Annotated in this window: 21 protein-coding genes; 11 read left to right on the plus strand and 10 right to left on the minus strand. The window is 61.3% G+C overall.

The features are described 5' to 3' along the window. Positions 1-15: 15 nt before the first annotated feature. A complete protein-coding gene (gene polA / locus NDJ10_RS10510) occupies positions 16-2,844 on the plus strand; it encodes a DNA polymerase I (protein WP_296161919.1) in 2,829 nt (942 codons plus the stop codon). 117 nt (positions 2,845-2,961) lie between these two features. After that, the gene (locus NDJ10_RS10515) at positions 2,962-3,183 is read left to right on the plus strand and encodes a hypothetical protein (RefSeq protein ID WP_296161920.1); all 222 of its coding nucleotides are present in this window, start codon (positions 2,962-2,964) and stop codon (positions 3,181-3,183) included. Here the strand turns inward: NDJ10_RS10515 and NDJ10_RS10520 are convergent. From NDJ10_RS10520 to NDJ10_RS10535, 4 genes are all read right to left on the minus strand, one after another. Beyond that, the gene (locus tag NDJ10_RS10520; protein WP_296161922.1) at positions 3,180-6,704 is read right to left on the minus strand and encodes an indolepyruvate ferredoxin oxidoreductase family protein; all 3,525 of its coding nucleotides are present in this window, start codon (positions 6,702-6,704) and stop codon (positions 3,180-3,182) included. The two genes, NDJ10_RS10515 and NDJ10_RS10520, sit on opposite strands and share 4 nt — an antisense overlap. Before the next feature lie 205 nt (positions 6,705-6,909). Further along, on the minus strand, positions 6,910-8,205 hold the full coding sequence (locus NDJ10_RS10525) for a dihydrolipoamide acetyltransferase family protein (RefSeq protein WP_296161925.1): 1,296 nt from the start codon (positions 8,203-8,205) through the stop codon (positions 6,910-6,912). A gap of 1 nt (position 8,206) precedes the next feature. Continuing rightward, complete coding sequence (locus NDJ10_RS10530; protein WP_296161927.1) at positions 8,207-9,241, minus strand: alpha-ketoacid dehydrogenase subunit beta; 1,035 nt, start codon at positions 9,239-9,241, stop codon at positions 8,207-8,209. Between the two features lie 2 nt (positions 9,242-9,243). Beyond that, positions 9,244-10,479, minus strand: a complete 1,236-nt coding sequence (locus tag NDJ10_RS10535) for a 3-methyl-2-oxobutanoate dehydrogenase (2-methylpropanoyl-transferring) subunit alpha (RefSeq protein ID WP_296161929.1) — start codon at positions 10,477-10,479, stop codon at positions 9,244-9,246. 255 nt (positions 10,480-10,734) lie between these two features. On the opposite strand from NDJ10_RS10535, the gene NDJ10_RS10540 reads away from it, so the two are divergent. After that, on the plus strand, positions 10,735-11,646 hold the full coding sequence (locus tag NDJ10_RS10540; protein WP_296161931.1) for a dienelactone hydrolase family protein: 912 nt from the start codon (positions 10,735-10,737) through the stop codon (positions 11,644-11,646). Between the two features lie 150 nt (positions 11,647-11,796). On the opposite strand, the gene NDJ10_RS10545 is transcribed toward NDJ10_RS10540, so the two are convergent. Genes NDJ10_RS10545 through NDJ10_RS10555 form a run of 3 tightly spaced genes read right to left on the minus strand, consistent with a single transcriptional unit; the run spans position 11,797 to position 14,729 of the window. After that, positions 11,797-12,654 carry a sulfurtransferase gene (locus NDJ10_RS10545; RefSeq protein WP_296161933.1) on the minus strand — a complete coding sequence of 286 codons (858 nt, stop codon included), beginning with the start codon at positions 12,652-12,654 and terminating at the stop codon, positions 11,797-11,799. A gap of 18 nt (positions 12,655-12,672) precedes the next feature. Then, positions 12,673-13,560 (minus strand): DMT family transporter, encoded by an 888-nt coding sequence (locus tag NDJ10_RS10550; RefSeq protein ID WP_296161936.1) that lies wholly within the window; start codon positions 13,558-13,560, stop codon positions 12,673-12,675. A gap of 26 nt (positions 13,561-13,586) precedes the next feature. After that, positions 13,587-14,729 (minus strand): aromatic ring-hydroxylating dioxygenase subunit alpha, encoded by a 1,143-nt coding sequence (locus NDJ10_RS10555; RefSeq protein ID WP_296161937.1) that lies wholly within the window; start codon positions 14,727-14,729, stop codon positions 13,587-13,589. A 184-nt stretch (positions 14,730-14,913) separates the two neighbouring features. Here NDJ10_RS10555 and NDJ10_RS10560 point away from each other — a divergent pair, with 184 nt between their 5' ends. The 5 genes from NDJ10_RS10560 to dctP all read left to right on the plus strand — a co-directional run bounded on the left by NDJ10_RS10560 (position 14,914) and on the right by dctP (position 20,574). Further along, positions 14,914-15,156 carry an exodeoxyribonuclease VII small subunit gene (locus NDJ10_RS10560; RefSeq protein ID WP_296161939.1) on the plus strand — a complete coding sequence of 81 codons (243 nt, stop codon included), beginning with the start codon at positions 14,914-14,916 and terminating at the stop codon, positions 15,154-15,156. Continuing rightward, positions 15,135-16,106, plus strand: coding sequence for a polyprenyl synthetase family protein (locus NDJ10_RS10565; RefSeq protein ID WP_296161941.1), 972 nt, complete (start codon positions 15,135-15,137; stop codon positions 16,104-16,106). The genes NDJ10_RS10560 and NDJ10_RS10565 overlap by 22 nt, the downstream gene beginning before the upstream one ends. A 32-nt stretch (positions 16,107-16,138) precedes the next feature. Continuing rightward, positions 16,139-18,010, plus strand: a complete 1,872-nt coding sequence (gene dxs, locus NDJ10_RS10570) for a 1-deoxy-D-xylulose-5-phosphate synthase (protein WP_296162067.1) — start codon at positions 16,139-16,141, stop codon at positions 18,008-18,010. 138 nt (positions 18,011-18,148) lie between these two features. Continuing rightward, on the plus strand, positions 18,149-19,234 hold the full coding sequence (locus NDJ10_RS10575) for a TRAP transporter substrate-binding protein (protein ID WP_296161943.1): 1,086 nt from the start codon (positions 18,149-18,151) through the stop codon (positions 19,232-19,234). Between the two features lie 260 nt (positions 19,235-19,494). Beyond that, positions 19,495-20,574, plus strand: a complete 1,080-nt coding sequence (gene dctP, locus NDJ10_RS10580) for a TRAP transporter substrate-binding protein DctP (RefSeq protein WP_296161945.1) — start codon at positions 19,495-19,497, stop codon at positions 20,572-20,574. Positions 20,575-20,686: 112 nt separating this feature from the next. On the opposite strand, the gene NDJ10_RS10585 is transcribed toward dctP, so the two are convergent. The 3 genes from NDJ10_RS10585 to NDJ10_RS10595 form a co-directional block, all read right to left on the minus strand. Beyond that, complete coding sequence (locus NDJ10_RS10585) at positions 20,687-22,537, minus strand: TRAP transporter large permease subunit (protein ID WP_296161947.1); 1,851 nt, start codon at positions 22,535-22,537, stop codon at positions 20,687-20,689. Continuing rightward, on the minus strand, positions 22,538-23,140 hold the full coding sequence (locus NDJ10_RS10590) for a TRAP transporter small permease subunit (RefSeq protein WP_296161949.1): 603 nt from the start codon (positions 23,138-23,140) through the stop codon (positions 22,538-22,540). 166 nt (positions 23,141-23,306) lie between these two features. Then, positions 23,307-24,440: a substrate-binding domain-containing protein gene (locus tag NDJ10_RS10595; protein WP_296161952.1), complete on the minus strand. Its 1,134-nt coding sequence runs from the start codon at positions 24,438-24,440 to the stop codon at positions 23,307-23,309. Between the two features lie 97 nt (positions 24,441-24,537). On the opposite strand from NDJ10_RS10595, the gene NDJ10_RS10600 reads away from it, so the two are divergent. Genes NDJ10_RS10600 through NDJ10_RS10610 form a run of 3 tightly spaced genes read left to right on the plus strand, consistent with a single transcriptional unit; the run spans position 24,538 to position 26,845 of the window. After that, positions 24,538-25,278, plus strand: a complete 741-nt coding sequence (locus NDJ10_RS10600) for an ABC transporter permease (RefSeq protein WP_296161954.1) — start codon at positions 24,538-24,540, stop codon at positions 25,276-25,278. Further along, positions 25,275-25,994 (plus strand): ATP-binding cassette domain-containing protein, encoded by a 720-nt coding sequence (locus NDJ10_RS10605; protein WP_296161956.1) that lies wholly within the window; start codon positions 25,275-25,277, stop codon positions 25,992-25,994. Before NDJ10_RS10600 ends, NDJ10_RS10605 begins: the two co-directional genes overlap by 4 nt. Continuing rightward, a complete protein-coding gene (locus NDJ10_RS10610; protein ID WP_296161959.1) occupies positions 25,991-26,845 on the plus strand; it encodes an extracellular solute-binding protein in 855 nt (284 codons plus the stop codon). The genes NDJ10_RS10605 and NDJ10_RS10610 overlap by 4 nt, the downstream gene beginning before the upstream one ends. The last annotated feature ends 12 nt before the right edge of the window (positions 26,846-26,857 follow it).

Genomic DNA, 26,857 nt, shown 5'->3' on the forward strand with positions numbered 1-26,857 from the left:
AGGCAAAATGCCGGCATGAACAATGCCCCACCCAAAACCCTGCTGCTGGTCGATGGTTCCAGTTACCTGTACCGTGCTTTCCACGCCATGCCCGACCTGCGTGCCGTACCGGGCGACCCCGCAAGCAGCCCTACCGGGGCCATTCGCGGCATGATCAACATGCTGCAAAGCCTGCGCAAGGACGTGCCTGCCGAATACGCCGCCTGTGTTTTTGACGCCAAAGGCCCCACTTTCCGTGATGATTTGTACCCGCAGTACAAGGCCCACCGTTCGCCCATGCCCGACGACCTGCGGGCCCAGATCGAGCCGATCCACGAGGTGGTGCGGCTGATGGGCTGGAAGGTGCTGGACGTGCCCGGTGTCGAGGCCGACGACGTGATTGGCACCCTGGCTGCCACCGCGGCGGCGCAGGGCATGCAGGTGATTGTGAGCAGCGGCGACAAGGACCTGGCCCAGTTGGTCAACGAACGCATCACCATCATCGACACCATGAACGGCCGCGTGCGTGACGTGGCCGGGGTCACCACCGAGTTTGGTGTGCCGCCCAGCCTGATGGTGGACTACCAGACCCTGGTGGGTGACGCCATCGACAACGTGCCTGGCGTGCCCAAGGTGGGCCCCAAAACGGCCGCCAAGTGGCTGCAGGAATACGGTTCGCTCGATGCCATCGTGGCCCAGGCCGATGCCATTAAGGGTGCGGTGGGAGACAACCTGCGCAAGACGCTCGACTGGTTGCCCACCGGCCGCAAGCTGCTGACCATCAAGACCGACTGCGACCTGAAAGACTGGTTGCCTGATTTGCCCGACATGGACGACATTGCCGTGGGCAGCATGAACACCCCGGCGCTGGCCGGGTTCTATGAAAAATACGGTTTCAAGGGCCTGGCGCGTGCGCTGGGTGCAGGAAATGGGGAGAACGGAAATGGGGTCAGAGCCAGCTCCGCTTCGCTGCGTGGATCCGACCCCATTTCCGTAGTTAACAACCGTGAACCCGGTCTTTTCGACGAACTGGACGCCGCCCCAGCCCCTGCCCGCGTGAGCGAACTGCGCTACGACACCCTCCTCACCTGGGACGCTTTTGACCGCTGGCTGGCCAAAGTGTTGGCTGCCGAACTGGTGGCGGTGGACACCGAAACCACCTCGCTCGACGAGATGCGCGCCAGCATTGTGGGCATCAGTTTCAGCGTGACACCGGGCGAGGCCGCCTACATTCCACTGGCCCACAGTTACCCCGATGCACCCGCCCAGCTGCCACGGGATGAAGTGCTGGCCCGGCTCAAGCCCTGGCTGGAGGACGGTAGTCACAAAAAACTCGGCCAGCACGTCAAGTACGACCGCCATGTGTTTGCCAACCATGGTATCGAGGTGCAAGGCTATGCGCACGACACCATGCTGCAAAGCTACGTGCTCGAAGTCACCAAACCGCATGGCCTGGCCAGCCTGGCCGAGCGTCATCTGGGGCGCAGCGGCATCAGTTTTGAAGACCTGTGTGGCAAGGGCGCCAACCAGATCTGTTTTGACCAGGTCGATGTGGCCAAAGCCGCCGAGTATTCGTGTGAAGACTCTGACATGACGCTCGATGTGCACCGGGTGTTGTGGCCGCTGCTTGAGGCCAACGACAAATTGCGTTTCATTTACGAGCTGGAGATCGCCAGCAGCGAGGCCTTGTATCGCATCGAGCGCAACGGCGTGCTGATCGACGCGCCCACGCTGAGCAGCCAAAGCCACGAACTCGGCAAACGCATCTTGCAGCTGGAGGCTGAGGCGCACGAGCTCGCCGGCCAGCCTTTCAATTTGGGCAGCCCGAAGCAGATTGGCGAGATTTTTTTCACCAAGCTCGGCCTGCCGGTGGTCAAAAAAACCCCGACGGGTTCACCCAGCACCGACGACGAGGTGCTGCAAAAGCTGGCCGAAGATTACCCCCTGCCCGCCAAGATTCTGGAACACCGCAGCCTGTCCAAGCTCAAGGGCACCTACACCGACAAGCTGGCACAACTCGCACTCCCGCGCACCGGGCGTGTTCACACCCATTACGCGCAGGCGGTGGCGGTGACCGGGCGCCTCAGCAGCAACGACCCCAACCTGCAGAACATCCCGGTGCGCACCCCAGAGGGCCGGCGCGTGCGCGAAGCCTTCGTGGCGCCGCCCGGCTGCGTCATTGCCAGCGCTGACTACAGCCAGATCGAGTTGCGCATCATGGCCCACATCAGCGGTGATGCCGCCCTGCTGCTGGCTTTCCACGACGGCATGGACGTGCACCGCGCCACGGCCGCCGAGATATTTGCCGTGAACACCGCAGAAGTCAGCAGCGAGCAGCGTCGCTACGCCAAAGTCATCAACTTCGGCCTGATCTACGGCATGAGCGCTTACGGCCTGGCCAAGGCGCTGGGTATCGACAACACAGCCGCCAAAAACTACATCGAACGCTACTTTGACCGCTACCCTGGCGTCAAACATTACATGGACCAGACCCGGGCGCTGGCCAAAGCGCAGGGCTATGTTGAGACCGTGTTTGGTCGGCGCCTGTACCTGCCCGAGATCAACTCGCCCAACGGCCCGCGGCGCAGCGGGGCCGAGCGCGCCGCCATCAACGCGCCCATGCAGGGCACGGCGGCCGACCTGATCAAGCTGGCCATGGTCAAGGTGCAGCAGGTGATTGACACCGAGCAGCGCGCCACCAAAATGATCATGCAGGTGCACGACGAACTGGTGTTCGAGGTGCCCGAGTCAGAAGTGGACTGGGTGCGCCACGAGGTGCCCAAACTCATGGCCGGTGTCGCGCACCTCAAAGTGCCGCTGCTGGCCGAAGTGGGCGTGGGGCTGAATTGGGACAAGGCGCATTGAGGGTCTGTGCGTTACAGCACAAAGGTGGGGGAGCCGGCGTGTTTTAATAAAAGGCGTGTTGCGCGCTGGGATGCCGTCGGTGTCACAGCTGGTGTGAAACCTTACAAAGGTGTTGTCATGAACTCAATCAAACTCGTCGGTGTGCTGCTCATCGTTTTGGGCGCCTTGGGGCTCGCGTATGGCGGCTTCAGCTACACCAAAGACACCACGGCCCTCAAAGTTGGGCCGCTGGAGATGACGGTGCAGGAAAAGAAAACCGTCAACGTGCCCATCTGGGCTGGCATTGGTGCCATCGTGGTGGGTGGTGTCTTGTTGGTGATGGGCGGCAAAAAAGGCTAAAGCTTTGCCCTCGGCAGGGTCGCCACAAAAGCCATCACCACCGGCTCGGCCGCCGTGCTCTGGCAGGCTTGTTGCCATTGTTGGGCCGCCTGCCGTAGCTGGCGTTCCTTGACGTGGCCGAAACCGCGTACTTCGGCCGCAATGCCCGCCAGTTTCACGGCTGTGGCGTGCTTGTCCGCCGTCAAGCTGGGCAGCAAGGCCTCGATCATGGCCGGGTACACCTTGGCCAACTGGCGCTCCAGGCGCCGCTCGGTGCTTTTGCCAAAGGGGTCGAACCAGCCGCCACGCAGGCCTTTCAGGCGCGCCAGCAAGCGCATGGCCGACAGCACCCAGGGGCCATAGGCCTGTTTTTGGAGGTGTCCGGTCACGGGGTCGCGCTTGGCCAACAAGGGCGGCGCCAGGTGAAAGCGCAGCCGGGTGTCGCCTTCGAACTGCTCGCGCAATTTTTTTTCAAAACGACCATCGGTGTACAGCCGCGCCACCTCGTACTCGTCCTTGTAGGCCATCAGCCGGTAGGCCTGGGTGAGCACGGTGCGGGTGAGTGTGTCGGTGCCCGGCATGGCCTGTTGCTCGGCTTGCTGCACCTGGCGCACCAGGGCCTCAAAGCGCGCTGCGTAAGCCTGGTTTTGGTAGGCGGCGAGGTCATTGCTGCGACGTGCGATGAGGGTCTGCAAGGCTTCGTTGTCGCGCTTGACAAAGTGCACCGCCTGCGCCGGGCTGCTGTTGCGCAGCACCGCATTCAGATCTAGCGCGGCACGACGGCCCCAGTCCAGCGCAGCCAGGTTGGACGCCACGGCAACCCCATTGATCTCGATGGCGCGCTGGATGGCCTGCAGCGACACCGGTAGCCAGCCCTGCTGCAGGGCATACCCCAGCATCAGCATGTTGGCCGCTATGGCATCGCCAAAGAGCTGGGTCGCCAGGCGGGTGGCCGGAAAAGCGTGTACGCGCTCAGCGCTGGCGGCGCTGTCGATGGCGCCGCGCAAGTTGTCTTCACCAAACTCGGTGTCCACCGGGTTCAGCACAAAGGCGGCATGGGGCGCCAGATGGGTATTGAGGGCCACCTGGGTGCGCCGTAGTGTCATGGTGGCCAGGGCGGCCGGGCTGGCCGCCACCATCATGTCGCAACCCAGCACCAGGTCGGCATGGGCCGTGGCCACACGGGGTGTGTGCAGGCTGGAGGCATCGCGCGCGATGCGCACATGCGACAGCACGGCACCGTTCTTCTGGGCAATGCCGGTCTGGTCCAGGCAGGTGGCGCTCAGGTTTTCCAGGCGCGCCGCCATGGCCAGAATGGCACCAATGGTGATGACGCCGGTACCGCCAATGCCGGTGATCACCGTCTCATGCACGGGTGACAGCGCAGCGCTTTGTGGCGCGGGCATGGGCGGTGTCGCGCTGTGCGCCTGTTGCTGCGAGTGCGCGCTTTTGCGCGGTGTGGCCCCGGTCAGGGTGACAAAGCTGGGGCAAAAGCCGTCAACACATTTGGTGTCCTTGTTGCAGCTCGACTGGTTGATCTGGCGCTTGCGGCCGAGCTCGGTCTCCAGCGGTTCGACCGAAATGCAGTTGGACTGCACCGAGCAGTCGCCGCAGCCCTCACACACTGCCTCGTTGATGAAGGCGCGCACGTCGGGGTCGGCCAGCGTGCCGCGTTTGCGTCGGCGTCGTTTCTCGGCCGCACAGGTCTGGTCGTACAGCAGCACGGTAACCCCTGCCGTCTCACGCAGTTGGCGCTGTAAGGCGTCGAGCTCGTCGCGGCCGTGCAGCGTGACGCCCTTGGGAAAATCACCGTTGGGCGCCGCCATTTGCCGGTATTTTTCCGGGTGATCCGACACCACGACCAGGCGCCCGACACCCTCAGCCAGCAACTGCTGCACGATCTGCTGCGGCGTGAAAGTGTCCGAGATCGCCTGGCCCCCGGTCATGGCGACGGCGTCGTTGTAGAGCAGCTTGTAGGTGATGTTGGCATGGGCATACACCGCCGCCCGCACGGCCAGGATGCCCGAGTGGTGGTAGGTGCCGTCGCCCAGGTTGGTAAAGACATGCTGGCGGCTGGAAAAGCCCATGGCGCCAAGCCAGCTGGCGCCTTCGCCGCCCATCTGGCTGAAGGTCTCGGTGTGCCGGTCCATGAACAGCGCCAGCCAGTGGCAACCGATGCCAGCCAGGGCGATGCTGCCTTCGGGCAACCGGGTCGAACTGTTGTGCGGGCAGCCCGAGCAAAAGTAGGGCGTGCGTGCCGCCAGCGCTGGGGCGTTGTGCCGTGCCTGTTCTTTGGCTTGCAGCAGCGCAAGTCGGCCTTGCGCTATCGGGCTGCCGACCAGTTCCGGGAAGCTGCGGGCCAGAACCTGCGCCAGCAGCGCCGGACTGGTTTCGCCGTGCTGAGGGATCAGCGTGTGGCCTTCGCGTCCGCGTTTGCCCAGCACAGCCGGGCAGGGGGCGCTGCCAAAAAGAATGCTTTTGAGCTGGTCTTCGATCAGGCCACGTTTTTCTTCCACCACCAGCACCGTGTCAATGCCTTGGGTAAATTGCTGAATCTGTTGCTCGTCCAGCGGGTAAATCATGCCCAGCTTGAGCAGGCGCACGCCGAGCCGGGTCAGCTCATCCTCGCCAAGTCCCAGGTCATGCAGCGCCTGCATCAGGTCGGCCCAGGGTTTGCCAGCGGCAATGATGCCGATGCGCGCCCCGGTGCCCGCGCCACTGCCCCGGTTGATGCCGGAAAAGCGCGCAAAAGCTTTGGCGCGCGCCAGCTTGACTTCATACAGGCGGCGTTCCTGTTCGACCCGGTTGTCGGGCCAGCGGATGTGCACGTCGGCGTGCTGCTGCAGCTCGGGCCAGTTGGCGCGCACCCGGTCGATATCCAGGTCCACGATGGCCGAACTTTCGGCAATGTCGGTCACGGCCTTGTAGCCCACCCAGCAGCCGCTGTACCGGGACAGCTCCACGCCCATGACGCCAAAATCGAGCATGTCCTGCACGCTGGCGGGGTAAAGCACCGGCATGCCGACCGAAACAAAGTCGTAGTCGGAGCAACCCGTCACCGTGCTCGACACCGCATTCGGGTCATCACCGGCAATGGCCAGCACGCCACCCTGGGGTGAACTGCCGGCCTGATTGGCATGGCGCAATACGTCGATGCTGCGGTCAACCCCGGGCGCCTTGCCGTACCAGATCCCAAAAACACCATCAAAGGCGCTGTCGCCCAGCAAATGCACCTGTTGGCTGCCCCAGACGGCGGTGGCCGCCAGCTCTTCGTTGACACCAGCCTGGAACTTGATGTCGCGTGGCGCCAGGTGCGTTTGGGCCGCCCACAGCGCCATGTCATAGGTGCCGACCGGCGAGCCTCGGTAGCCCGAAATGTAGCCCCCCAGCTTTTTACCCGCGCGCAAGCCGCGTTCGTGCAGGGTCAGGGGCAGCCGCACCAGCGCCTGCATGCCGCTCATGAAGGCCTGGCCCTGGGTGTTGACGTACTTGTCGTCCAGGGTGACGTCGGCAAGGGTATGGGGTGGCGTCTGTTGGCTCATGGGCAGCGTTCGGAATTCGTGGTGAAAGAATAAGGCTATGGTGCCACATTCTGGTGTGAACCCAGGTAGCCGTGTGCGAATCAATCAGCCGGGCGATGCGCTTTGCTGCGTGTCACCCGCCCGCTGTGCGGGCTCCTTCTTTACCTTCGCAAAACGCATCACCCGACTGATTGCATGCGCTTGTGGGTCGACCTGTTGCGCCAACTCAAGCGACCAATAGCGTCCCCGGGCATTCCAGATAGCCGCGCACTTGCTGGATGAATTCGGCTGCATTCATGCCATCGACCACCCGGTGGTCAAACGAGCTGGACAGGTTCATCATCTTGCGTGCCACCACCAGGCCGCCCCTGATCATGGGCCGCTCGACGATGCGGTTGGGGCCGATGATGGCAACCTCGGGGTGGTTGATGACGGGGGTATGGGCAATGCCAGCCAGCGGCCCCAGGCTGGTCACGGTGATGGTCGAGCCGCTCAGTTCCTCGCGCGCTGCCTTGCCGTTGCGGGCGGCCTCGGCCAGCCGCAGGATTTCGGCGGCGCAGGCCCACACATCGAGCGTCTCGGCGTGCCGGATCACGGGCACCATCAGGCCACCCGGCGTTTGCGTGGCCAGCCCCAGATGCACCGCGGCAAAGCGCGTCACCACAGCGGTGTCGTCGTCATAACGCGCGTTGACCTCAGGGTGTTCACGCACTGCCAGCACGATGGCACGGATCAAAAACGGCAGCAGCGTGAGGCGACCGCGCGCGGCGCCGTAACGGGCGTTCAGGCGTGCACGCAGGTCTTCAAGCTCGGTCACGTCGATTTCTTCGACATAGGTGAAATGCGGAATGCGGCGCTTGGCCTCCTGCATTTTTTGCGCAATCTTGCGACGCAGGCCGATCACGGGAATCGCTTCCTCGGCGGTCCCTGGCGCGTAGCGCGGGTCGCTGGCGGCCTGGTTCGGTCTGGTACCGCTTTGCCGGGTGTGCGCGTCCAGGTCGGCCTGCGTGATGCGCCCGGCCGGGCCGGTTCCCTTGACGCGGCCCAGGTCAATGCCCAATTCCCAGGCGCGGCGGCGCACGGCCGGGGCGGCGATGGGTTTGTTGCCAGCCGTTGGTGGGGCAGCGTGTGCATCCTGCAGAACACCGTCATTGCGAGGAACTGCAGGCGACGCGGCAAGCCATGACTTTCGGACTTCACTGGATTGCGCCACCGCGTTCGCACTGGCGGGGCTCTTCGTGGGCTGGTCGGCTGGCTGTGGCAAGGCCGTGCTGGCACTACCTGCCACCTCGATGTGAATGATTGCAGTGCCCACCGCCACCACCTGGCCTACAGCGGCGTCGATTGACAGCACCTTGCCTGCCACATGCGACGGAATCTCGACCGTGGCCTTGTCGGTCATGACGTCGGCCAAAATCTGGTCTTCGGCCACGCTGTCACCCACCTGCACATGCCAGGCCACCAGTTCGACCTCGGCAATGCCCTCGCCAATATCGGGCATCTTGATACTTTGTACGGTCATGTCAGGCCTCCAGCACGCGTTGCAGGGCCGCGCCCACGCGCGCCGGTCCCGGAAAATACGACCATTCCTGGGCGTGCGGGTAAGGCGTGTCCCAGCCGGTCACGCGCTCGATGGGGGCTTCGAGTTGGTAGAAGCAATGCTCCTGAATCAAGGCGCTAAGCTCGGCGCCCAGGCCGTTGGTGCGCGTGGCCTCGTGCACGATGACACAGCGGCCGGTTTTCTTGACTGATGCCACCAGGGTGTCGAGGTCCAGCGGCCACAGGCTGCGCAGGTCGATCACTTCGGCATCAATGCCTGACTCGGCGGCGGCAGCTTCGGCCACGTGCACCATGGTGCCGTAGGCGATCACGGTCACGGCCTGGCCGGGCCGGGTGACGCGGGCGCTGTCGAGCGGCACGGTGTAATAGCCCTCCGGCACCTCGCCCAGCGGGTGTTTGCTCCAAGGCACCACCGGACGCTCGTGGTGGCCGTCAAACGGGCCGTTGTAGAGCCGCTTGGGTTCCAGAAAAATCACTGGGTCGTTGTTCTCGATCGATGCAATCAGCAGGCCCTTGGCGTCGTAGGGGTTGGACGGCATCACGGTGCGCAGGCCGCAGACCTGGGTGAACATGGCCTCGGGGCTCTGGCTGTGGGTCTGGCCGCCGTAAATGCCGCCGCCACAGGGCATGCGGATGGTGATGGGGCAGGTGAAGTCGCCCGCCGAGCGGTAACGCAGCCGCGCCGCCTCCGAGACAATCTGGTCGGTGGCCGGGTAGACGTAGTCGGCAAACTGGATTTCAACGACCGGGCGCAGACCGTAGGCGCCCATGCCCACCGCCGTGCCGACAATGCCGCCCTCGGAGATGGGGGCGTCAAACACGCGCTGCTTGCCGTGCTTTTGCTGCAGACCCTCGGTGCAACGAAAGACGCCACCAAAATAGCCCACGTCCTGGCCGTAGACGACCACATTGGGGTCGCGCGTCAGCATCACGTCCATGGCCGAGCGCAGCGCCTGGATCATCGTCATCGGGCTGGTGTTCTGAGTCTGGTTGCTCATGATCAGGCTCCGATCTCTTGACGTTGACGCCGCAGGTGCGCCGGCATGTGTTCGTACACGTCCTCGAACATGGTGGCCACGCCCTGGTCGTGGCTGTCGGCCAGGGTGCCGTATTGCTCAGCTTCCTTTTGCGCCGCCGACACCTCGGCCTCAAGTGCTTTTTTGGTGGCCTCGTGTTCAGCGTCCGACCAGGCCCCGAGGCAAATCAAATGTTTTTTCAGGCGTTCGATCGGGTCGCCCAGCGGAAAGCGCGCCGGGTCGTTGGCCGGGCGGTATTTGCTGGGGTCGTCCGAGGTGGAATGGGGTCCGGCGCGGTAGGTGACCCACTCGATCAGGGTCGGGCCAAAGCTGGAGCGGGCGCGCTCCAGGGCCCATTTGGAGGCGGCATAGACCGCCAGAAAATCGTTGCCATCGACGCGCAGGGAGGCAATGCCGCAGCCGGCACCGCGCGCCGCAAAGGTGGTGCCTTCACCGCCGGCAATGGCCTGGAAGGTGGAAATGGCCCACTGGTTGTTGACCACGTTGATGATGACCGGTGCCCGGTAAACATGGGCAAAGGTGAGCGCGGTGTGAAAGTCGGCCTCGGCGGTGGCGCCGTCGCCAATCCAGGCGCTGGCCACCTTGTCGTCGCCCTTGATGGCGCTGGCCATGGCCCAACCCACGCCCTGGATGACCTGGGTGGCGAGGTTACCCGAGATCGAGAAAAAGCCCTGCTTTTTGCTGGAGTACATCACCGGCAGTTGCCGCCCCTTCATGGGGTCGCGCGCGTTGCTGTAAAGCTGGCAGATCATGTCGACCATGTTGTTGTCTTCGCGCGCCAGTAGCAGGCCCTGCTGGCGGTAGGTGGGAAAACACATGTCGCCGTCACCAATGGCCAGGGCGTGGGCGCAGGCAATTGCTTCTTCGCCCAGGCACTGCATGTAGAACGACATTTTTTTCTGCCGCTGGGCGATCAGCATGCGGGCATCGAAAGCGCGTGTCAGCAGCATAGCGCGCAGGCCGCGCTGAAGCAGCGCCACGTCCATTTGCGGCGCCCAGGGGCCCACCGCCTTGCCGTCGTCATCGAGCACGCGGATAAGCGCAAAGGCCAGGTCGTTGGTCTGGGCCGCCGCCACATCGACCGGCGGGCGGCGTTTGGCACCGGCAGCGGACAGCGGGAGGTAAGAAAAGTCGGTGTCGTGGCCGGGACGCCCGGTGGGCTCGGGCACGTGCAGGTGCAAAGGCTTGCGCTGTGGCATGGGAAACATCTCCTGGCGGACTTGTGATCCATCAAAGAATACGTGGAAAGCGGTCTGGCGTGCATTGGGTAAAGCACCTAGACCACAAGGTGCTGCAAAAGTCACGGGATCGCCGTGCACTTTGGCATTGAGACAAATCATAGCGCAATGGCATCGCCTAAGACCGGTGCGCTTTGTGAGGATTTGCGCATGCAGATCGACCCGGCATGAATTTCATACTTATGCTCGCAGCTTTTCAATCCACGGAGACTGCACATGCTGAATCAGGATCAGACCCAAGACTTTGACGCTTTAATGCCGGGCCGATCAACTCTTGACGGTGCCAGCCGTCGTACCGCTCTGAAAGTTGCCCTGGGCGTGGGCTACGCCGCCACGGCCATGCCGATCATGGCGCAAACCGCGATCAAAACACCCAGTGACGGCCTGAGCTCCGGCGAGTCGAGTTTCACCGTCGATGGCTTTTCGGTGCCCTTTTTCTTTGCTGCTCCTGAAGGCAAAAAGAACCTGCCCGTGGTGCTGGTGATTCAGGAAATTTTTGGTGTGCATGAGTACATTGCCGACACCTGTCGCCGTTTTGCCAAGGCAGGTTACCTGGCGATTGCGCCTGAGTTGTACGCGCGCCAGGGTGATCCGGCCCAATACAAGGAGGTGGCCAAACTGATGGCCGAGGTGGTGTCCAAGGTGCCCGATGCGCAGGTCATGAAAGACCTGGATGGTGCTGTGGCCTGGGCCGGTGCCAACGGCGGCAACTTGAAAAAAGTCGGCATCACCGGTTTTTGCTGGGGTGGCCGCATTACCTGGCTGTATGCCCAGCACAGCAAAAATGTCCAGGCCGGCGTGGCCTGGTATGGCCGCCTGGTGGGCACCTCCACGGCGCTCACGCCCACGCACCCGCTGGACCAGGCGGCCAATCTGAAAGCCCCGGTGCTGGGCCTGTACGGTGGCCAGGACGGCGGCATTCCGCTGACCACCGTGAATCAGATGAAAGACGCACTGGCCGAGGCCGGAGCCAAGGGCAACGCCGCCGCCAAAGCGTCAGAGTTTGTGGTTTACAAGGAGGCGCCGCACGCCTTCCATGCCGACTACCGGCCGAGTTATCGCAAAGAAGCCGCCGAAGATGGGTTCAAGCGTGCGCTGGCCTGGTTCAAGGCCAATGGCGTAGCCTGAAACATTGCGGGTCAGACCACTCGCATAGCGATGTGCTCTGACCCCAACTGATTAAGATTCTTGTTGGAAGTCTGCCTTTGTGGGAGGCCCGCCCTCGGGCCGAAGGCTGTTGGGGGCATTCGCGGCGAGGGCGCCGCTCCTACAAAGAGGTCAACCCTGCGCGACCGGGCGACCGGTGTCACTGCACCATTCGCTCCAGCTGCCGGCATACAGCGCCGCCCGGCCCAGGCCGGCCACTTCCATGGCAATCAGGTTGGGTAGCGCGCTGACGCCGCTGCCGCAGTGGTGCACCACGCTGGCCGGGTCTTTGCCCGCCAGCAACGTGTCAAATTCTGCCCTGAGCTGGGCGGCAGGTTTAAAGCAGCCGTCCGGACCGAGGTTGTCGGTGAACGGGCGGTTCAGCGCGCCTGGAATATGGCCGGCGACAGGGTCCAGCGGTTCCACTTCTCCCCTGAAACGGGGGGCACCGCGGGCATCGACCAGGGTTTGGTTGGGGCGCGCCAATTGATTTAGAACGGTTTCGGTCGTTGCCAGTACGGCCCTTGGCGTGGCCAATGGGTACGTGCCGGGTTGAAGTGCGGAGCCTGTACCCGATGCCACTGCGCCCCCGGCCGCAATCCAGGCTTGCAGGCCGCCGTTGAGAACCGCCGACGCTTCATGCCCGGCCCATTTCAGCATCCACCACAGGCGGCCACAGTAGTTCGTGCCCTGGCGGTCATAGACCACCGCCTGCATGTCCGGACTGAATCCGATGCTGCCCAGCCAGGCAGCCAAAGCAGCAAGTGATGGCAACGGGTGGCGGCCACCGCTGGCAGCATCGGCTGCGCCTTTGGCGCTCAGATGGCGGTCCAGGTCGGCGCGCACGGCACCGGCAATGTGGTTTTCCTGGTATTGCGCATCGCCGGCTGCAGGCTGCATCAGCTCGAAACTGCAGTCAAACACCATCAGCGGCTGTTGGCTGGACATCAGCGCCTGCAGTTGGGTAACAGAAATCAAGGTGCTGTACATGTGGGCTCCTGGCAGGGTTTAATGTTCTTCAGCGGGTGTATCGGGCAGGGCGCGGGTGCGCAATACGGTGGCTGCAATGCCGCTGGCCACAATCAGCGCCATGCCCGCCCAGCCCAGCAGGGGAATCTGGTCACCGAATAGGACCAGGCTGTAAAAAGCGGCAAACACAATGCCGGCGTATTGCAAATTGGCCACCAGCAGTGTGGCACCTCGGCTGTAAGCCCGCGTCATGGCCCATTGGCCCAGCGAGGCCAGGACGCCGATCGGAATGAGCCAGGCGGCCGCCTGCCAGGTCACCTTGTCCCACGGTGTGAATCCGTCCCAGAGCACACCCGCCAGCCCGGCCACAGCGGTGCTGAGCGAAAAATAAAACACGGTGCGGCCCTCGGGCTCGCCCATTTTGCCCAACGCCGTCACTTGCATATACGCCATGGCCGCGCCCATGCCAGAGAGCAGCCCGACCAGGCCGGCAAACAACTGGTTCTGGTCCAGCGTCGGGCGCAGCATCATCACGACGCCGGCAAAACTGATCAGCACGGTGGCCATCAGCGGTCCCTGGCGGCTGCTCTTGCCGTACAGCAGGGCACCGCCCACCACAAAAGCCGCCACCCAGACGCCGCTCATGTAGTTGAGGGTCATGGCGGTGGCCAGTGGCAAATGGGCAATGGCATAAAACCAGGAGGCCAGCGAAAACACGCCAATCACGGAACGCCAGGCGTGCATCATGGGCACCGGTGTGGCCAGCCGGGTACCTCGTGCGCGCAAGACAAGCGCCATGAAGACCACGCTGACCAGGCCCCGGTAAAACACCAGTTCGGCCAGGCTGAAGCTGGTTGCCGCGATCTTGATGCCGACCGCCATGGTGGCAAAAAAGAAGGAAGCCCACACCATCCAGAGTGCTTGCATGACTTGACCTTTAAGGTGCGCCAGGGTTACAGACCTTGGGGGCCCATTTGACGGCGGTACCAGGCGTGAAAATGCTGCATGCCGTCTTCCATCGGGCTTTGGTAGGGACCGACTTCGTTGTCGCCGCGCGTGAACAAGGCTTTGCGTCCGGCGTCCATGCGTTCGCCAATTTCGTCGTCCTCGATGCAGGTTTCCATGTAGGCGGCTTGCTGGGCCTCGACAAATTCGCGCTCGAACGCGGCAATTTCCTCGGGGTAGAAAAATTCCACCTGGTTCAGTGTCTTGTCGGGACCCATCGGGTGCAGGGTGGACACTGTGAGCACATGCGGGTACCACTCGACCATGATGTGCGGGTAGTAGGTGAGCCAGATCGCGCCGCGTTCAGGCAGCGCGCCGTTGCGGTAGCTCAGCAGGGCATCGTGCCAGCGCCGGTACACCGGTGATCCCGGTTTGCCAAAGGCCTTGGAAACACCTACGGTTTGCACCGAGAACTGTTCGCCAAATTGCCAGTGCAGGTCGTCACAGGTGACAAAGTGGCCAAGGCCCGGGTGGAATGGACCCACGTGGTAGTCCTCCAGATAGACCTCGATGAAGGTTTTCCAGTTGTAGTTGCACTCGTGCAACTCGACCTTGTCAAGCACATAGCCGGAAAAATCAAGATCCGTGCGATTGCTCATGCCCGCAAGCTCAGCGACAACATCGCGTCCGTTGTCTTCGAAAAGCAGGCCATTCCATTGGCGCAGCGGGTAGTTGCCCAGGTTCAGACAGGGATCGGTGGGAAAGTGGGGCGCGCCCATGAGCTTGCCCGCAGGTAGCCGGCCCGTGCTGTCGCCGGCGCTGTAAGTCCAGCGGTGAATCGGGCAGACGATGTTGCCTGCCGCCGTGTTTTGCAGCGAGCCGCGCCCCTTGAGCATGAGGGCCTGGCGGTGCCGGCAGACGTTGGAGATCAGCTCGATGCCGCTGGGCGTGCGCACCAGCGCGCGGCCCTCACCCTCGTGCGCCAGTGTGGCGTAGTCGCCGACGTTGGGCACACTGGCGGCGTGCCCCACATAACGTGGTCCCCGCTGAAACAGGGTTTGCAATTCACGCTGGTAGAGCGCGGGATCAAAATAAGAACTAACTGGTAGTTGGCCGGTGGCCTGCTGCAGTTGAAGACTTAAATCAGACATGGGTGACCTGACCTAAAGACTCCCCACAGGGAGATGCGCGGGTGACATGCGTCATGCGCGAGACAAAAAATCCAGCCGGGGCTGGCGCAATCAGCGCGAATTGTACCTTTGTGGCCGGGGTCGGTCAGTGGCTGGCAACAAAGCCTAAAATTACCCTCTTTTGCTTCCGGGAGAGTTGCGTTTTATGGTTACTGCCGCCAAACACGGAGCCACCGCGCCCGCGCATTACGAAGCCGCGTTGCAGGAGCTTGAGCAACTGGTGGCCAGACTGGAGTCTGGCGACATGCCCCTGGAGCAGCTTCTCACGCAATACCAGCGGGGTGCAGAACTGTTGAAGTTCTGTCGGGATCGGCTGGCCGCCGTGGAAGACCAGATCAAGGTGCTGGACCAGGGCACGCTCAAGACATGGACCAGCGAAACAGCATGAGCGACCACTTTGATTTGAATCACTGGTGCAACCATTATCTGGCGCACGTGGAACAGGCGCTGGACAACTGGGTGAGTGTGGATGCCTCCGCTGATCTGGAGCATGCCGCGCCTGCTGAACTGATGGGGGCCATGCGTTATGCCGTGCTGGATGGCGGCAAACGCTTGCGTCCCCTGCTGGTGTTCGCTGCTTTTGAGGCTGTCAGCAGCGACTTAACCCTGGTCAGCGTTCCCGCTGCGGCGTGTGATGCTGAAGCGGCTTTGCGTGCCGCTTGCGCGGTCGAACTGATCCACGCCTATTCCCTGGTGCACGATGACATGCCGTGTATGGACAACGACGTGTTGCGCCGTGGCAAACCCACCGTCCACGTGGAATTCGGCGAGGCCAGCGCCTTGCTTGCGGGCGATGCGCTGCAGGCCCTGGCGTTTGAACTACTGACCCCCGATGCTGCTGTGGTGCCAGTCGGTCGACAGGCCCGCTTGTGCCGCTTGCTGGCGCGTGCAGCGGGTTGTGCCGGCATGGCCGGCGGCCAGGCCATCGACCTCGCCAGCGTCGGGCGGGCCCTGACCGAAGACCAGTTGCGGGAAATGCACCAGCTTAAAACCGGTGCCCTGCTGCAGGCCAGCGTCATGATGGGCGTGGCTTGCGGTGACGCCACTGCGAAGGCGCAGCAAGCCCTGCAGGCCTATGGTGCGGCCATGGGCCTGGCATTTCAGGTGGTCGACGACATTCTGGACGTCACCGCTGATTCAGCCACGTTGGGTAAAACGGCGGGCAAGGATCAGGCCCAGGACAAGCCTACTTATGTCTCACTGATGGGGCTGGAGCCCGCCCGTCTGTATGCACAGACCTTGTTTGATCAGGCCATGGCGGCGCTGGCGTCCAGTGGTTTGCCGGATACGCGTGCGCTGCAGGGGCTGGCAAGCCTGATCGTGCAGCGTTCCAGCTGATGCACTGCCCGCTGTCAAAATTAGAACCTATGTTGATGAATAACCCTTACCCCTTGTTGCAGACCATCCAGGCCCCGGCCGACCTGCGGCATTTGCAGCGTGAACAGCTTGACACCCTGGCCACCGAACTGCGCGCCTTTTTGCTGGAAAGCGTTGCCAAGACAGGGGGTCACTTGAGTTCGAACCTGGGCACGGTTGAACTCACGGTGGCCTTGCACTATGTTTTCAATACGCCGCATGACCGGGTGGTGTGGGACGTGGGACACCAGACCTACCCGCACAAAATCCTGACCGGGCGGCGTGAGCGCATGGCTACGCTGCGCCAGTTGGGCGGCTTGAGCGGGTTCCCGCAGCGTGCCGAGAGCGAATTTGATGCCTTTGGCACGGCGCACTCCAGCACCTCGATCTCGGCGGCCCTGGGTATGGCCATGGCATCGCGCCTCAAAGGCGAAGACCGGCACGCGATCGCCGTCATCGGCGACGGCGCCATGACCGCCGGCATGGCTTTTGAAGCCATGAACAATGCCGGTGTCTCGGATTGCAATCTGCTGGTGATCCTGAACGACAACGACATGTCGATCAGCCCGCCGGTGGGCGCGCTCAACCGTTACCTGGCCAAGCTGCTCAGTGGCCAGTTTTATGCCGCGGCCAAAAGTGCCAGCAAAAACGTGCTGCGTGGTGCGCCGCCGCTGCTGGAACTGGCACGCCGCATTGAAGAGTCGGCCAAAGGCATGGTGAGCCGGGTCACCTTGTTCGAGAAATTTGGTTTCAACTACGTGGGGCCGATTGACGGCCACGACGTGCAGACTCTGGTGTCGGTGCTGGAAAACATCAAGCAGCTCAAGGGGCCACAGTTTTTGCACGTGGTCACTAAAAAAGGCCAGGGCTACAAGCTGGCCGAGGCCGACCCGGTGGCTTACCACGGCCCAGGCAAGTTTGATCCGGCGGTGGGCCTGCAAACATCAGCTGGCGCCAGCAAAATTACCTTTACCCAGGTTTTTGGTGACTGGTTGTGCGACATGGCTGCCGCTGACGACCGGCTGGTGGGCATCACGCCGGCCATGCGCGAGGGTTCGGGCATGGTGGCTTTTGAGCAGCGTTTCCCGCACCGCTATTTTGATGTGGGCATTGCCGAGCAGCACGCCGTCACCTTTGCCGCCGGGCTGGCCTGTGAAGGCCTGAAGCCGGTGGTGGCGATTTATTCCACTTTTTTGCAGCGCGCCTATGACCAGCTGATCCACGACGTGGCCATCCAGAATTTGCCGGTGGTGTTTGCACTGGATCGTGCCGGGCTGGTGGGGGCCGATGGTGCCACCCACGCCGGGGCCTATGACATTTCCTACTTGCGCTGCATCCCCAACATCAGCGTGGCTTGTCCGGCTGATGAAAACGAGTGCCGCCAGTTGCTCTGTACGGCATACGCCCAAAACGCGCCGGTCGCCGTGCGTTACCCGCGCGGCGCGGGTGCCGGTGTGGCGGTTAGCCGCACGCTTGACGCGCTGCCATTTGGCAAGGGTGAAATCCGCCGAAGCGGCCAGCGTGTGGCCATTCTGGCCTTTGGTACGCTGCTGTATCCGGCGCTCGACGCAGCGCAAGGCCTGGATGCCACCGTGGTGAACATGCGATGGGCCAAGCCGCTCGATGCGGACTTGCTGCTGCAAGTGGCGGCCAGCCACGAGACCCTGGTCACTTTGGAAGAGGGTGCCATCATGGGCGGAGCGGGCAGCGCGGTGCTGGAAGCACTGGCTGCTGCCGGTATCACCCGGCCGGTGCTGCAACTGGGTTTGCCAGATGTTTTCATTGAACACGGTGACCCCGCCAGATTGCTGGCGTTGCAGGGGTTGGATGGGCCTGGTATTGAGGCCGCTATTCGCAACCGCTTTGCGTTAACGCAAGGTTCTTGAAGGCGACAGCTATTTATGAGGGTAAACCCACAGGTTTGCCGGTGGTTCGCTTCTTAGAATATCAGGTGACTCTTATTCGCCATGTTCATGTTCATTCGCATGCAGGCTTTTTCAATCAACTACAGCAGGAGTAAATCAATGGATCGTCGTTCGCTCATTAAAAACGCAGGTATCGCGGGTGTTCTGGCCGCAGGCGCTGCACCGGCCGTGCATGCCCAGGGGGCCAATGTGCGCTGGCGCCTGGCTTCGAGCTTTCCCAAGTCATTGGCCACCATCTTTGGCAGCGCCGAGATGTTTGCCAAGACCATCAAGGCCCTGTCAGGCGGCAAGTTTGAAGTGTCGGTGCATGCCGCTGGCGAATTGATGCCTGCTTTTGGCGTGGTCGACGGTATCCAGAACGGCACGGTTGAGATGGCTCAGACAGCGTCCTACTATTTCACTGGCAAGGACCCCATTTTTGCCTTTGGCTGCGCCGTTCCCTTTGGCCTGACCGCGCGCCAGATGGACGCCTGGATGGAGCACGGTAATGGCCGCAAGCTGATGGATGATTTTTATGCCAAGTACAACATCAAGAGTCGCAGCGCGGGGAACACCGGCACGCAAATGGGTGGCTGGTACCGCAAGGAAATCAAGTCCGCCAAAGACCTCAAGGGTCTGAAAATGCGCATGGGCGGCGGCTTGTTTGGCGAGGCCATGCAAAAGCTTGGTGTGGTGTCGCAGAACATGCCGGCCGGTGAGGTCTATCAGGCGCTTGAAAAAGGCACGCTGGACGCCACCGAGTTCGTCGGTCCTTACGATGACCAGAAACTGGGCTTCAACAAGGTGGCCCCTTTCTATTACTACCCCGGCTGGTGGGAAGGTGGCGCAGAGCTTGAGTTTTTCATCAACACCAAGGCCTATGCGGCACTGTCGCCTGAATACCAGGCCATGGTGGACGTCGCCACTGCTGTGGCTGCCCGTGACATGACTGCCAAGTACGATGCGTTCAATCCGATTGCCCTGAAGAGTCTGGTCGCTGACAAAACTCAACTCAAGCCCTTTTCCAAGGACATCATGGATGCGGGCTTCAAGGCATCCATGGAAGTATTTGCCGAGCACGAAGCCAAGTCCCCCGAATTCAAGAAAATTCACCGGGACATGCGCGCCTTCCAGCGTGATCAGCTCCTGTGGCTGCGTTTTTCCGAATTGCGCTTCGACAACTACATGACGACAGCCAAGATTTAAACGGCTCATTCATAAGTTCTCATGTCACGCCCCCAAAAGCACACAAGGTGCTTTTGGGGGCGTTTTTGTTTGCAGTTTTTGTTTGCAGTTTGCAGCATGCGAATTTTTTGATTCAGGTTGAAAATTTATGTGCCACTGCATGAAGAAAATTTGAAACAGGGCTTTCATCCCGTTCCTAAAATGCGCTGTGATTCTTTGTAGTCATAACGCTCCTTCAGGGAGTGTGTATTTTTTAAATTAACAATTTCAGGAGAAAAGAGATGGATCGTCGTTCCCTTATCAAACACGCCGGTATGGCCGGTGTCCTGGCGGCTGGCGCCGCGCCTGCTGTCCATGCACAGGCGGCCCTGCGCTGGCGCCTGGCTTCGAGTTTTCCAAAATCACTCGATGTCCTGATTGGTGGAACCGAGCAATTTGCCAAGGAAGTCAGCGCCATGTCGGGTGGCAAGTTCACCATTTCCGTGCACACAGCCGGTGAATTGATGCCTGCCTTTGGCGTTGTCGACGGCGTGCAGAACGGCACGGTGGAGTGTGCCCATACCGCCCCCTACTATTTCTTTGGCAAGGATGAATCGTTTGCGCTGGACTGCTCGATTCCGTTCGGTCTCAATTCTCGCCAGTTGACCGCCTGGATGTTTGCCGGCAATGGCTTGAAGTTGATGCGCGAGTTCTACAGCAACTTCAATATTGTCAATTTCCCGATGGGCAATTCAGGTGCCCAGATGGGGGGCTGGTACCGCAAGGAAATCAAGACGCTGGCCGACATGAAGGGCATGAAAATGCGCATCGGCGGTTTTGGCGGCCGAATTCTTGAGCGTCTGGGCGGTGTGCCGCAAAATATTCCTGCCGGTGAAATCTACCAGGCACTGGAAAAAGGCACGGTTGACGCCGCTGAGTGGATCGGACCGCACGACGACCTGAAGCTGGGGCTGTACAAGGTAGCGCCTCATTACTACTATCCTGGCTGGTGGGAAGGCAGCACGCAATTCTCCCTGTATGTCAACCAGAAGGCTTATGACGGTTTGTCGCCTGAAAACAAGGTGATCATCCAGGCGGCTTCTTCGCGTGCCCATGTGTCGATCCAGGCCGACTACGACTATAAGAATCCGGGTGCTCTCAAGCAACTGGTGAGTCAAGGCGCCAAATTGCACCCGTTCTCCAATGACATCATGAAAGCAGCTTTCAAGGCGACCGAGGATGTCTACGCCGAGCTGAGTGCCAAGAACCCGAACTGGAAGAAGATTTATGGGGATATGAAGCCGTTCCGTGCAGACGCCAACCTTTGGGCCCGCTTTACCGAACAGCGTTTTGACAGCTTCATGCAGTCGCAAAAACTGTAAGCTGTCTCTGCTGAAAAAACCGCGCTGCTGCGCGGTTTTTTTTATCTGGATGAAGGCAAGAAAACGCCAGCGGTCTCGCGACGCCGGCCTTTCATTGCGTTCTCGGGTCAGCTCAGGGCTTGGCCTTCTTTGCGTCCTTGGCAATGGCCTCCTGCATGGCTTTCATGGGGTCGATTTCCTCTTCCAATGCGGGGGGTGCTTCCAAGGCGGCCGGGGCGTTGCTGTCATTGGCAGTTCCTGAATCCTCAGGAGGCTCGGTCTGTTCGGTCTCGGTCAGCGGTTCCACATCATGCATTTGCAGCTGCTCCATGACCGCGGCGTCGCTCAAACCCTTGTCTTTGGACATGTTGCCTACCACCAGTGACGGGAAAGTCATGATGGCTGCCACCATGATGAGCTGCAACACGATGAAGGCAATGGAACCCTTGTAGATCTCGTTGGTGCTCACGGCCTTGATGGTCTTGCTGGTCACGCGGTCTTTGTAGTCGAACTTGGCGGCCACGCTGCGCAGGTAAAACAGGGCAAAACCAAAGGGCGGTGTCAGGAACGAGGTTTGCAGGTTCATGGCAATGATCACGCCGAACCAGATCATCGCCATGTCGGGCGTCATGCCGGGCACCAGACCGGGCAGGATTTTTTCGGCCACCGGGGCCAGCAAAGGCAGCACGATAAAGGCAATCTCGAAGAAGTCGATGAACATGCCCAGCACGAAAACCAGCAGGTTGACCACAATCAAAAAGCCCCAGCCACCCCCTGGCATGTCGGTAAACAGATGCTCAACCCAGATGTGGCCATCGGCGGCGTTGAAAGTGAAACTGAAGACTGTGGAGCCAATCAGGATGAACAGCACGAACGTGGCCAGTTTGGCGGTGTTTTCCAGTGCCTGATTGAGCAGCGGCATGCTGAGGCGCTTCTTGCCGATGGCCAGGATCAGGGCACCGAGCGCGCCCATGGCGCCGCCCTCGGTAGGCGTAGCAACGCCCAGGAAAATCGTGCCCAGCACCAGGAAGATCAGGATCAGTGGCGGCATCAGCACAAACGTGACCTGCTCGGCCAGTCGTGACAGCAGGCCCATTTTGGTGATGCGGTTGAGCAGCGCCAGCACCAGGCCGGTGATGGAGGCCAGCGTCAGCGTCATGATGACGATTTCGTCACCAGCCGAAGGGATGCTGCGTTCCAGCCAGCGCGTCATCAGGGTGTCGTGCACCTGGGCCCAGCTCCAGCCGACGGCCGAACAAATGAGCACCAGCACCAGCAGCGACTTGTGGCCCGAGCTGCCATTGGCCTCGCGGTAGATACGGGCCTCTTGCGGCAGCGCAGGCACCCAGGCCGGTTTCACCAGCGCCACGATCACCACAAACACGATGTACAGGCCGACCAGCAGCAGACCGGGCAGCAGGGCACCAGCGTACATGTCGCCCACCGAGCGGCCCAATTGGTCGGCCAGCACAATCAGCACCAGCGACGGCGGTATGGCTTGCGCCAGCGTGCCCGAGGCCGTGATGGCCCCGGTGGCAATGACCCGGTTGTAACCGTAACGCAGCATGATGGGCAGAGAAATCAGACCCATGGAGATCACCGCAGCCGCCACCACGCCGGTGGTTGCGGCCAGCAGTGCGCCCACCAGGATCACCGCAATGGCGAGGCCACCGCGTAGCGGGCCAAAGACCTGGCCCACAGTCTCAAGCAAATCCTCGGCCATGCCCGAGCGTTCCAGAATAATCCCCATGAAGGTGAAAAATGGGATCGCCAACAGCGTGTCGTTTTGCATAATGCCGAAGATGCGCAGGGGCAGGGCCTGAAACAGTGACGGCGGAAAAATGCCGGCCTCCATGCCGATAAAGCCAAAACCCAGACCGGTAGCGGCCAGGGCGAAAGCAACGGGGAAACCAGTCAGCAAGAAGGCGAACAGGCCACAGAACATGAGCGGCACAAATTGCTGTGCCAAAAAGGTGGTTTGCATTTATTTGCCCTCTGCCAATTTGCGCGCGACGATCGCTTCGAGTTCTTCCATGTGTTTTTCTTCGTCGGATTTGCTGACTTCATGAGACAGCACATCAGGCCCTTCACCCCTTAAAAAAGCAATACGTTTGATCAGCTCGGACAGACCCTGTAAAGCCAGCAGCGAAAAACCCAGGGGAATCAAGCCGTAGGCGGGCCAGCGGATCAGGCCACCGGCGTTTTGTGACATTTCGCTGGTGGCCAAGGCGTTCGTGAATAGCGGCCAGCTCAGCACGATGGAAAGCATGCAGAACGGAAACAGCACGGCAATGATGCCGATCACGTCAATCCAGTTGCGCGTGCGCGCCGTCAGTTTGGTGGCGATAAAGTCAATGCGCACATGTGAATTTTTCAGGAAACCATAACCGGCACCCATCAGGAAAACAGCGGCAAACAGGTACCACTGGATTTCGAGCAGGCCATTGGAACTGACGTTGAATATTTTGCGCACAATGGCATTGCCTGCGCTGATCAGTGTGGTGGCGAGGATCAGCCACATGGTGACTTTGCCGATCCAGGTGGTGATCTTGTCGATCAGCCGGGACAGCGCGAGAAATGGGGTCATGGTGTCTCCATTATTTGAATGTTGCGCAGGTGAACCACGGTAATGGTTTCGTGCGGTCTGAAAGACGCTGGAGTTTAGCGTTTAAGGTTTGAAAGTTGGCATGATCAATTTTAGGTGTAGGCGTGAAATTTTTGTTGCCGCCCCAACCATGATGTCATGGTGAGCATCAACTTGATGCCGGTGTTTTGCTGTGCCGGTAATCCCACCAAGGTAGAACCTTGCGCATGGACCGTACCTGGCCACTGTACTGAGCCGAATATCCAGGTACTTTGGCGATCTGGCCGAGCCATTGGGGTGTTTGCAGCAGCTGGCGCAAGGCCCCAATGCCAGGCTGTGCCAGGGCCGATTTAAGGCAAACCAGGTGGTACTGCTCCTCGGCCAGCGGGACAAAGTCGAGTCCGGCTTGCTGCGCGGCGGCAGCGATGCCCATGCCCGCATCACATTGGCCCGCTGCCACCGCTTGCGCCACGGCAGCGTGCGACGGCTCGGTGTGGTCATAGCCATTCACCTCACTGGCCAGCAGATTGGCCTGCGCCAGCAGTTCATCGAGCACCACGCGTGTGCCACTGCCCAGCGTGCGGTTGGCAAAGCGGACCCGGCGCAATACCACGTCCTGCAAGCTGTGTACGTCCCGTGGGTTGCCGCGCGCCACCATTAAGCCCTGGGTACGCTGGGCAAAACCAATAATTTTGTGTTGACCGGGCTGTAACAGCGGTTTGTAGGTGCGCTCTGTCAGGGTTTTTTTACCGCTGCCGAGCAGGGTGTGAAAGCCAGCCATCACACAGCGGCCTTCGTTCAGCGCGCGGATGGCATCGACACTGCCTGTGAAGCGGATGTCCAGATGCAGCCTGCCGGGTCCGGAATCCAGCGCCAGGGTTTCCCTTTTCAGCGCATGCTCGCGCAAGCTTGAGAGCGCATCGTCATGGCTGGCGTAGAGTGTGACCACATGTACGCTGTCGTCAAAGGCCAGCGCGTAGCTGCGTTCCAGCTCGGCGCGCAAGGCCTCTATCTGGGGTGACAGACGGGCTTGGGCCTGGCGCTCAGCCCACATCAGTTTGTTGCCGAACGTTGTCAAACGGGCTGATTGACCTTTTTCCCAGACCACCAACTCGTTGCCCAGCTCGTTTTCCCAGCGTTTGAGTTCGCCCCAGACGTGGCGGTAGCTCAAGCCCAGCGCGCGTGCGCCTCCAGAAATGGAGCCCTGGCTGCTGACGGCCTGCAGCAAGTCGATCAGCGGATTGCGTACCTGCGCGGGGCTGCTGTCTTGGGAGAGGGTGTAGTGGAGTTGGAGCCTATGCACGATGGTTCATATCGCCAGGTTTTAGATCGGTGGCTACGATAGCTTAAACCATAAAGATCAGCGCCACGAGGGCGTCTGTCCCGGAATCATTTTTGCCATGACCACCTTTGTCGAAAGCGGTGCCACCGCGCTGCAACTCATCACCGCCATGGACACCGAATTGCTCACGATTGTGGGCCGCTCCCTGGCTGTGAGTGCCACCGCCTGCGCGCTGGCCTGCAGCCTGGGGCTGGTGTTGGGCGCCTGGCTGGGGGTGGCCCGCTTTGCCGGGCGTGGCGCCGTGCTGACGCTGCTCAATACATTTTTGGCCGTGCCCTCGGTGGTGGTCGGGCTGCTGATTTACCTGCTGCTGTCGCGTACCGGGCCGCTGGGATTTTTGGGCTGGTTGTTCAGCTTCAAGGCCATGGTGCTGGCGCAAGCAGTGCTGGTGCTGCCGGTGGTCACCGCCTTGACGCGGCAAGCGGTGGAAGATGCACAGGATGTGCATGGTGAGCAATTGCAGTCGCTCGGTGCCCAGCCGCTGATGCGCAGCCTGTTGCTGGCCTGGGACGAGCGCTACGCCTTGCTCACCGTGCTGATTGCATCTTTTGGCCGCGCCGTCTCGGAAGTGGGCGCGGTGATGATCGTGGGCGGCAACATCGACGGTTTTACCCGTGTCATGACCACGGCGATTGCGTTGGAGACCAGCAAGGGCGACTTGCCGCTGGCCCTGGGGCTGGGACTGATCTTGCTCGGCGTGGTGCTGTTGCTCAACATGCTGATCGCGTGGCTGCGGCGCTGGCGCGAAAAGCAGGAGGGCGGCACGGCCCCTGTGTCGGCGTTGGGAGTGCGCGCTTGAACAGGGTTTACACACTGACCGATGCGTGTGCCCATTTTGGTCCGCCGAACCGCGCAGTGCGCGCACTCTCCGATATCAGCTTGCAGATTCACGCGGGTGAGCGCGTGGCGCTGGTAGGGGCCAATGGCTGCGGCAAGAGCACACTGTTGCGTTTGTTGCACGGCCTGACGCCACCCACATCGGGGCAAGTCCGGAGTGAACCTGGCTTGCGTCAGGCCATGCTTTTTCAAAAACCTCACCTGATGCGTCTGTCGGTGCAGGCCAATATTGCGCTGGGCCTGTGGCTGCGTGGTACACCCTGGGTTCAGGCAAGGGTTCAGGCCTTGACGGCGCTGGACCGGGTGGGTTTGCTGGCGCTGGCCCGGCGCAACGCACGCCAGCTCTCCGGCGGTCAGCAGCAGCGGGTGGCCATGGCGCGCGCCTGGTCCTTGAAGCCACAAGTGCTGTTGCTCGATGAGCCGACCGCCAGCCTGGACCCCCACGCCAAGCGCGAGGTGGAGTCCCTGATTGAAGAGTTTGCCAGCGGTTCAGAGGCCATGACCCTTGTGTTTGCCAGCCATAACCTCGGTCAGGTCAAGCGCCTGGCGAGCCGTGTGATCTATCTGGAGCAGGGCCGGGTGCTGGCTGACTTGCCGGTGCAGGATTTTTTTGGCGGGCCCTTGCTGCAGCAACAGTACCCGGCGGCCCATTTGTTTGTCAAAGGAGAACTTGTATGAAAACCGTGAAATCTTTTCTCCTTTTTCAAGTGCGCGCAGACTTGACCTTGGCGCGGCTAACGGCTGTTGCGTTCGCCTGTCTGGGTGCTTCCCTGCCGGTGCAAGCGCAGTCGCCGTCGATTGTGGTGGCGTCAACCACGTCGACCGAACAATCGGGGTTATTTTCCGTGCTACTGCCCGAGTTCAAGAAAGCCAGTGGCATCGAGGTGAAGGTGGTCGCTTTGGGCACCGGCCAGGCCATCGACATGGGGCGCCGCGGCGATGCCGACGTGTTGTTTGTGCATGACAAGGTGGCCGAGGAAAAAGTAGTGGCAGAAGGCTTCGCTGTCAAGCGCCTTGAGGTGATGTACAACGACTTTGTATTGGTGGGTCCGGCGACTGACCCGCTCAAGGTCAAGGGCTCGGATGTGGTTGAAGCGCTTAAAAAAATCGCTGCAGCCAATGGTGCGTTCATCTCGCGTGGCGATAAAAGCGGCACCCATGCGGCTGAGCTGCGTTTCTGGAAAATAGCCGACCTGGCGGAAAAACAGGGCAACGGCTACAGATCCTGCGGCTGCGGCATGGGGCCGGCACTCAACATGGCGTCCAGCAGCAATGCCTACGCGTTGACCGACCGGGGCACCTGGCTCAACTTCAAAAACCGGGGCGAATTGAAAGTGCTGGTGGAAGGCGACCAACGCTTGTTCAACCAATACGGGGTGATGCTGGTCAATCCGGCCAAGCACCCGCATGTGAAAGCGACAGAGGGTCAGAAATTCGTCGACTGGGTGACATCAGCCGCCGGTCAGGGCGCGATTGTCAGCTACAAAATTGGCGGTGAACAATTGTTTTTTCCGAACGCGGTGAAGTGAATGCCGACTGGG

It is taken from the genome of Rhodoferax sp. (assembly GCF_023700745.1).
Classification (GTDB): Bacteria; Pseudomonadota; Gammaproteobacteria; order Burkholderiales; family Burkholderiaceae_C; genus Rhodoferax.